This window comes from Trebonia sp. (genome assembly GCF_030042015.1).
GTDB lineage: Bacteria > Actinomycetota > Actinomycetes > Streptosporangiales > Streptosporangiaceae > Trebonia.
In genome coordinates this window covers 1-7,801 of the sequence record NZ_JASIAL010000005.1, presented here as the reverse complement: position 1 = coordinate 7,801, position 7,801 = coordinate 1, and the positions used below count along the sequence as shown (strand labels likewise).

Genomic DNA, 7,801 nt, shown 5'->3' with positions numbered 1-7,801 from the left:
CTCGTGCGGACCGGTCGGCCACGCCCGCTGCGGCCCGGTCAGCCGGGCGGGCTGCGGGCCGGTTTCCCAGGCCGGCGCGGGCTGCGGGCCCGTCTGCCACGGCCGCCGCGGGCCCGTTTCCCACGACCCCGCCGGCTGCGGGCCGGTCAGCCGTGCGGGCACGTCACGCGCCCCGCCGTCGTCCCACTGGGTACCGTCACCCGGGCCAGCGTCGTCGTCCCACTGGGCGCCGTCATCGGGACCATCGCCCTCATCCCACTGACCGCCGTCATCCCACCGGGCGCCGTCACCATGATGGCCGCTGGCGTCCCACTGGCCGTCGTCCCAATGGCCACCGTCGTCCGGCTGGCCGTCGTCGTCCCACTCCCCCGCCTGTTCCCACTGGCCAGGCCGGCTCCACTGCGCCGCCTGGTCGGCCGCCCCGGCTTCCCCGAGGACGCCAACTCCCGAGCCAGCCAGCACGCTCTCTCCCGCGTCGGCTTCTGGGGCGGCCGCCGCCGCTCGCCTGCGGCCCACGCCGAGTCCGGTGGCCCGCCCGGCGAGCCCGGCGCCGAGCGCGGCGCCGCGGCCGGCCAGTCCGGCGCGCACCGACCGCCCTGGCCGCTGCGCGGCGCGCCTGCTGTGCTGGGCGGCGCGGACGGCGGCCAGCGCCTCGGCTTCCGCCGCGGGGTCGGCTCGCTTGCCCGGCAGCGCGAGCATGCACACCGCGAGCAGCGCGACGAGCTCGGCTATCAGGCTCAGGTCGCGGGCCAGGTTGTTCCTGGTGATGGCCAGCTTGCCGCCGCCGGCCGGGAGCGCGAAGCCCTGCGCCCAGCCATCGACGGGGGCGGCGAGCGGCTTAAGCGCGACACCGTTGAGCGTCGCCGTCCACCCGCCGTACGGCTCGGCAAGCAGCAGCGTGCCGCCGGAGGCCGGGGCGCTCACCGCGCTCATGCCCACCGGCTGAGACGCGAGCGTGGTCACGGTGCCGTTGGGAGCGATGACCCGGACCCGCGCCACCGGCCCCGTCACCTGCCACAGGTCGTAGGCCGGCGCCTTGCTCAGCGGCAGCAGTCCGACCGACGTGTCAAGCAGCTGGGCTAGCGCCGGGTCGACCGGTCCGGGCAGCAGCACCCACTTGATGCCGAACTCGGCCAGCTGCAGCCCCGGGTCACCGGCGTCCGCGTCGTCAGGCGCCCCGAGGGCCGCCACCACCCGGCTGAGCGCCTGCTCGGCCGGCGTGTAGCCGGTCAGCTCGGGCGCGCCGAGGATCGGGTCGCTCTGCCGGACGACCGAGTAATCAAGCACCGCGCCGTCCTGCCGCAGGACCAGCGTCCGGTACTGCGCGCCGCCGGTTGAGGACGCGGACACGAAGGCGGGCAGGATCGGCGAAGTGACGCTCCCGACCGGGCCGCGCACGCCGTCGCTCACCCAGTACCCGGCGGCGAGCACGGGCGCGGTGGCCGCCGCGGCCAGGGCGGCACCGGCCAGCAGCTTGCGCGTCCAGCCACGGCCAGCTCCGGCTCTGGCCAGCCAGTCGGCGGCGGGCGCCGCGGCGAGCAGCAATCCGAGCGCCGCGACCGCCAGCGCCACGCCAGGCCAGCCGGTGACCGCCTGCCCGCCTCCGGCGGGGGTGCTGGTTGTCCGGCTCACCAGGAGCGCGCCGAGGAAACCCGCGGCCGCGACGCACCAGCCCGCGGCGGTCAGCGTGGTGCGCCGGTGCGGGAGCACGGCGGCGAGCACGGCGAGCCCGATTCCCGCGGTCACCCAGGCCGGCGGCAGCCCGGGTCCGCCCGGGCTGAGCAGCAGCAGCGCGGACGGCTTGAGCCCGGCCGTGCTCAGCCCGGGCTGCTGCACGCCCGCGTCGGCGAAGAAGGCGGACGGGGTGGTCAGCAGGTGCAGCGACCACGGGAACAGCACGGCGAACGGGGTGGCCACGACGATCAGGGCGTCAACCGGACGCACCGGCCACAGCCAGCGCCTTGCTGCCAGCGCGACGACCGCGAACGCCGCGCCGAACAACCAGACCAGCGGCGCGAACGCGGCCGCCAGGGCCACCAGCAAGCCGGTGGCCCACGCCGCCCGGCGCGCCGCGCGCGGCGGCGCGGTGAGCATCCAGCCCGCGGACAGGCCGATCAGCGGCAGCATCGCGAACGCGAACGCGCTGCCAAGGCGGCCCGCGGCGATGGACCCGGTGGCGACGGGCAGCAGCGCGTAGGAGGCCGCGAGCAGCAGCCGGGCGATCGTGCTCGTGACGAGCCGGCGGGCAGCGAGGTACGCGGTCAGCCCGGCCAGCGGCACGCAGCCGAGCAGCAGCACGTCCACCGCGAGCCACGCCTGCCCGCCGAGCACGGTGGCGAGCGCCGCGACCACCGCGAGGTACGGCGGCGCCGTAGCGGTCGAGCCGACGCCGACGGCGTGGAAGCCCTCCAGGTACTCCTGCCACAGCCCGGCGGCGCCGCCCCAGGCCGGGACAAGCGCCCCCCCGCCCAGCGGGCTGGTGCCGAGCAGGCTGCGCTCGGCGATCAGCGCGATCACCAGCAGCGCGACGAGCAGCTGCACGCCGGGATTGGCGACGATCCTGCGGACAGGGGACTGCGCGTCGACGAACTGCTCGTCCTCCGGTTCCGCCGAAGCCGCCTGGTGCATCCCGCCCGACGCCTGCGGCGGTCCGCTCGACAGCAGCCCCGCGATGCTCTCCGCGAGCCGGGACAGCGTGCGGCTCGGCGGGATGAACGAACGGACCGCGGAATAACCCTCGCGGCGCCCGGCGGCGCGGCGGCGCCGTCCCTGCCAAAGCCGCACCGGGTGGCCGAGGACCCAGGCGACGGAGGAGATCTGCACGCCGGCCAGGTCCAGCTGCTTGGTCAGCAGGAAGTAGGCCGCCCGCACCGCTGACCCGGCGACGCAGCCGGCCAGCACCCAGATCATCGTCAGCACCGGCAGGTTGACGGCCAGCACGTACAGCGCGTTGCGCCGGTCGAGCCCGCGCGGATCCTGAGCGGTTCTGGCCGACGGGGAAGCACCTCCCTCGGCGGCCCTGCGCCTCCTGGCCGAAAGCTCGCGGTGGTAGAGCACGGCGTCGGTGACGACCTGCACCCGCAGGCCGGCCCCCTGCACCCGCCAGCAGAAGTCCAGGTCGTCGCGGAACAGCTTGAGCCGCGTGTCGAATCCGCCGAGCAGGTCCCACGCGTCCCGCCGGATCAGCATGCCGGCCGAGCCCACCGCCAGCACCGAACGGTTGGCGTCTTGCTGGCCCTGGTCGATCTCGCCCGGCTCGATCCCGGTGCTGCGGCGGCCCGCCCGGTCGATGGCGATGCCGACCTCGCGGAGCACCCGCCGGTCGGACCCGTCAAGGACTTTAGGGCCGAGCACCACGACAGAACGGTCCCGGCTTGCTGCCCGCAGCAGCCGCTCGAGCGTTTCCGGGGTGGGCTCGCAGTCGTCGTGCAGCAGCCAGATCCACTCGACCCGGCGCATGTTCGGGTCGGTCCTGGCGGTGCGCCTGGCGGCGCTGTGCCGCAGCGCGACCGCGATCGCCTCGCCGTAGCCGGTGTCCCGGTCCATGCCGAAGACCGCGTCCTGCCCGATCAGTTCGGCGAGCACGGACCCGCTGCGGTCCCGGCTCCCCGTGTCCACCCCGACGACCCGCTCGACCGGGTAAGTCTGGGCCTGCAGCGCCTGGATGAGCCCGGGCAGCAGGCGAGCACCGTCATGCGCGACGATGATCGCGGTAACGGTATGCCGGGTCTGTGGCGCGGTAGTTGACAAGAGGTCCAGCGCAGGTAGGCGGTCGTGACGGCCCCGCAAGGCGGCAGCGCAGTCCGGTCAGAACTTCCCGCGGGGACAGCGTGAACAATACATGCAGTTAGCGTTCACGGCAGGATTACGGCCAGATGTCCGGATGGGCGTTACCCTGCATGACGCTTGATGCGGCGTCGTTCCCGCTCGGACATGCCGCCCCAGATCCCGAACCGCTCGTCGTTGTCGAGCGCGTACTCCAGGCATTCGGCCCGGACCTCGCAGCTCCGGCAGACCCGTTTGGCCTCCCGGGTGGAGCCGCCCTTCTCGGGAAAGAACGCCTCCGGATCCGTCTGCGCGCACAACGCCCGGTCCTGCCAACCCAGGTCATCGACATCCTCCGGACGGACGACGACATGCGCTAGCGGGACGATGACCTCAGTCAAAGCGCATCCTCCCCTCTCGGAGCCCCCTGACGCCCGCCGCCTTACCGGTGACGGCGGAAATCACATCAATGAAATTACACCCGCGTGTCTCGCTTAACGTCAAGCGGAAAAGGTGGTATTGGCCGCCTCGTTGTCCCAAGTTGCGAGCTAAGTCCCCCAAAAATTCGCCGCGCACCACGTGATGTTACTGTGCGTGATCAATGAGGCACGTACGGTTTATCATGGCCGAGTCCAGCCCGCCACCGGTTTCGGCACTGTCTCAGCGCGCTTGCGGCGCACACCGAACCCGCGCGGCCGATCGCGCCGGCGGACCTGCGACACTGTCCGCATGCGGATTACCGTGCTGGCCGGAGGTGTCGGCGCCGCGCGCTTCCTGCGCGGCGTGCAGGCGGCGGCCCCCGGCGCCCAGATCACCGTCATCGGCAACACCGGCGACGACATCACGCTGTTCGGCCTGCGCGTCTGCCCGGACCTGGACACGGTGATGTACACCCTCGGCGGTGGCATCAGCGAGGAGCAGGGCTGGGGACGCGCGGACGAGAGCTTCAGCATCCGCGACGAGCTGGCCGCCTACGGCGCGGGTCCCTCCTGGTTCACGCTCGGTGACCGTGACTTCGCCACCCACATCCTGCGCACCCAATTGCTGGCCGCGGGCAAGCCGCTCTCGGAGGTGACCCGCCGGCTGTGCGAGCGCTGGCAACCGGGTGTCGAGCTGCTCCCGATGTCAGATGACAAAGTTGAGACGCATGTTCTGCTAGATGACGCAGAAAGGTCGCTGGTGCATTTCCAGGAATGGTGGGTCCGGCTGCACGCGGCGGTCCCGGCGCTGGCCATCACCGCGGCAGGTGCGCAGGGCGCCCGGCCGGCTCCCGGGGTGCTCGAGGCCATCGCCGACGCGGACTTCGTGCTGTTCCCGCCGTCCAACCCGGTGGTGAGCATCGGCACGATCCTGTCGGTACCCGGCATCAGGGACGCGGCCGGGGCCAAGACCGTGGTCGGGGTGTCGCCGATCATCGGCGGCGCACCGGTCCGCGGCATGGCGGACGCGTGCCTGGCCGCGATCGGCGTGCGGACCTCGGCCGTTGGCGTGGCCGCGCACTACGGGCCGGACCTGCTCAACGGGTGGCTTGTCGACGAGCAGGACAAGGCGGCGACCGACGATCCGGCGCTGGCCGGCCTGCAGGTCCGCGCGCTGCCGCTGTACATGCGGGACCTGGCCGCGACCGCGGCCATCGCCCAGGCCGCGATCGACCTGGCCAGGGAGCTCACGTGAGCGACCGGCCGGCTGAGCCCGCGCCCGCCCTCGCCATCACCGGCCTTTCCGGCATGCCGGAGGTCTCGCGCGGGGACGATCTTGGCGCGCTGATCGCCGCCGCGCTCGCCGGGGCCGGGCAGGAACTGCGTGACGGCGACATCCTGGTGGTCACCTCCAAGGTGGTCAGCAAGGCCGAGGGCCGCGTGGTCACCGCCACCAGGGACGACGCGATCGCGGCGGAGACGGTGCGCGTGGTGGCCAGGCGCGGCGCGACCACGATCGCGCAGACCCGGCACGGTTTTGTGCTCGCCGCCGCCGGGGTAGACGCCTCGAACACCGCGCCAGGCACGGTGGTGCTGCTCCCCGAGGACCCGGACGAGTCGGCGCGGCGGCTGCGGAAGGCGCTGCGCGCCCGGCTGGGCGTGAGCGTCGGGGTGGTCGTCACCGACACGATGGGCAGGCCGTGGCGGGCCGGCCAGACCGACACCGCGATCGGTGCGGCCGGAGTGCTGCCGCTGCGTGATCACCGCGGGGAGCCGGACGCGTTCGGCAACACGCTGGAGGTCACGGTCGCCGCCGTGGCCGACGAGGTCGCCGCCGCGGGCGACCTGGTGAAGGGCAAGGCGCTGCAGATCCCCGTCGCGCTCGTGCGCGGCCTTTCCGCCCTGGTCACCGACGCCGACGGCCCGGGCGCGCGGGCGCTGGTGCGCCCGGCGGCCGAGGACATGTTCCGGCTCGGTGCCGCGGACGTGCTCGCCGCCCGGCGCACGGTCCGCTCGTTTCGCCGCGAGCCTGTCGACGTCGCCGCCGTCGAGCGGGCGATCGCGGCCGCGCTGACCGCGCCGGCGCCGCACCACAGCCAGCCCTGGCGGTTCGTGATCGTGTCGTCGGCGGCGGCCCGTGCGGCGCTGCTCGACGCCATGCAGGACGCGTGGGCGGCGGACCTGCGCGGCGACGGGTTCACCGACGAGCAGATCGCCCGCCGCCTGCGGCGCGGCCTGCCGCTGCGTGCGGCGCCGCTGATCGTGGTCCCCTGCCTGGAGACCTCGGCCGCGCACGCCTACCCCGACGCCCCCGACGGCCGCCGGGCCCGCGCCGAGCAGGACATGTTCACCGTCTCGATGGGCGCCGCCGTGCAGAATCTGCTCGTCGCCCTCGCGGTGGAGAACCTGGGGTCGGCGTGGATCTCTTCGGCCCTGTTCTGCCAGGACGTGGCGGCGGCGGCACTGCGCCTGCCCGCGGGCTGGCGGCCGATGGGCGCCGTAGCGGTCGGCCACCCCGCCGCCCCGGCGCCGCCGCGCCCGCCGCGTGACCCCGCGGCGTTCACCATCGTTCGCTGAAGCCAATGACGCCGCACCCGCACCCCGACTCGGTGCGCCCCCGTGCGCACTGAGCCGGATGAATGTGACATCGAGCCGGTCATAGGCGGCTGGATGTCACATTCATCATCTTGTCGCGCATCTGGTCGCGCGCTGCGGCGGCGCTAGCCGACGATGAGCGGCGGGCCCTTCCGGACCGAGGCGCAGACGCCGTCGCTGGCCGTGGCGGCGGCCTGGCGTTCGGGGGCGGGCTCGCCGTAGAGGGTGGTGCGCTGCCGCAGCGGCCTGCCGAGCGGCCCGGTGATCGCGCGCAGGTCGCTGATCGTCTTGTACGAGCCGTTGTCCGCGCCGGCCATCCTGCTGATCGTCTCCTCCATGAGCGTGCCGCCCAGGTCGTTGACGCCGCCGCGGAGCACGTCCCGGCACAGCTCGTCGCCCAGCTTCACCCACGAGCACTGGATGGAGCCGATCGCCCCGTGCAGGAGCAGCCGGGAGACCGCGTGCACGGCGCGGTTCTCCCGCCTGGTGGCGCCGGGCCTGGCCAGCCCCGCCAGGTAGATCGGCGCGCTGGTGTGCACGAACGGGAGCAGCACGAACTCGGTGAACCCGCCGGTCCGCTCCTGGATGCCGCGGATCACCCGCAGGTGGCCGACCCAGTGCGCCGGGGTGTCCACGTGGCCGTACATCATCGTCGCGGTCGTGGGGATGCCCAGTTCGTGCGCGGTCGTGATCACGCTCACCCAGTCGGCGGCCGGCAGCTTGCCCTTGGTCAGCACCCACCGCACGTCGTCGTCCAGGATCTCCGCGGCCGTGCCTGGCAGCGAGCCGACGCCCGCCTCCCTGGCGCGGACCAGCCACTCGCGCAGCGGCAGCCCGGTGCGGGAGACCCCGTTCATCACCTCCATCGGCGAGAACGCGTGCACGTGCATGCCGGGGCAGCGGCGCTTGACTTCGGCGGCGATGTCGAAGTACGCGGTGCCCGGCAGGTCCGGGTGGATGCCGCCCTGCATGCAGACCTCGGTCGCGCCCGCCGCCCAGGCCTCCGCGGCCCGGTCGCCGAT

The 7,801-nt window shown here is 73.8% G+C and carries 5 protein-coding genes; 2 read left to right on the top strand and 3 right to left on the bottom strand.

From position 1 onward, the window contains the following. Positions 1 to 3,750 (bottom strand): glycosyltransferase (locus Q1N79_RS00160; RefSeq protein WP_300602549.1); only part of this gene is annotated, 3,750 nt, incomplete at its 3' end. Positions 3,751 to 3,890: 140 nt separating this feature from the next. Beyond that, complete coding sequence (locus tag Q1N79_RS00155; protein ID WP_300602552.1) at positions 3,891 to 4,154, bottom strand: WhiB family transcriptional regulator; 264 nt, start codon at positions 4,152 to 4,154, stop codon at positions 3,891 to 3,893. A 340-nt stretch (positions 4,155 to 4,494) separates the two neighbouring features. Between Q1N79_RS00155 and cofD the strand changes: the two genes are divergently transcribed. Beyond that, the gene (cofD, locus tag Q1N79_RS00150; protein WP_300602546.1) at positions 4,495 to 5,439 is read left to right on the top strand and encodes a 2-phospho-L-lactate transferase; all 945 of its coding nucleotides are present in this window, start codon (positions 4,495 to 4,497) and stop codon (positions 5,437 to 5,439) included. Beyond that, positions 5,436 to 6,761: a coenzyme F420-0:L-glutamate ligase gene (locus tag Q1N79_RS00145; protein WP_300602543.1), complete on the top strand. Its 1,326-nt coding sequence runs from the start codon at positions 5,436 to 5,438 to the stop codon at positions 6,759 to 6,761. Before cofD ends, Q1N79_RS00145 begins: the two co-directional genes overlap by 4 nt. Before the next feature lie 143 nt (positions 6,762 to 6,904). Here Q1N79_RS00145 and cofH read toward each other — a convergent pair. After that, positions 6,905 to 7,801: 5-amino-6-(D-ribitylamino)uracil--L-tyrosine 4-hydroxyphenyl transferase CofH (gene cofH, locus Q1N79_RS00140; RefSeq protein WP_300602540.1), on the bottom strand; the 897-nt coding region annotated here is incomplete at its 5' end.

Coding starts and splice junctions, on each gene's coding strand:
- cofD (WP_300602546.1), top strand. CDS start 4,495: ATGCGGATTACCGTGCTGGCCGGAGGTGTCGGCGCCGCGCGCTTCCTG.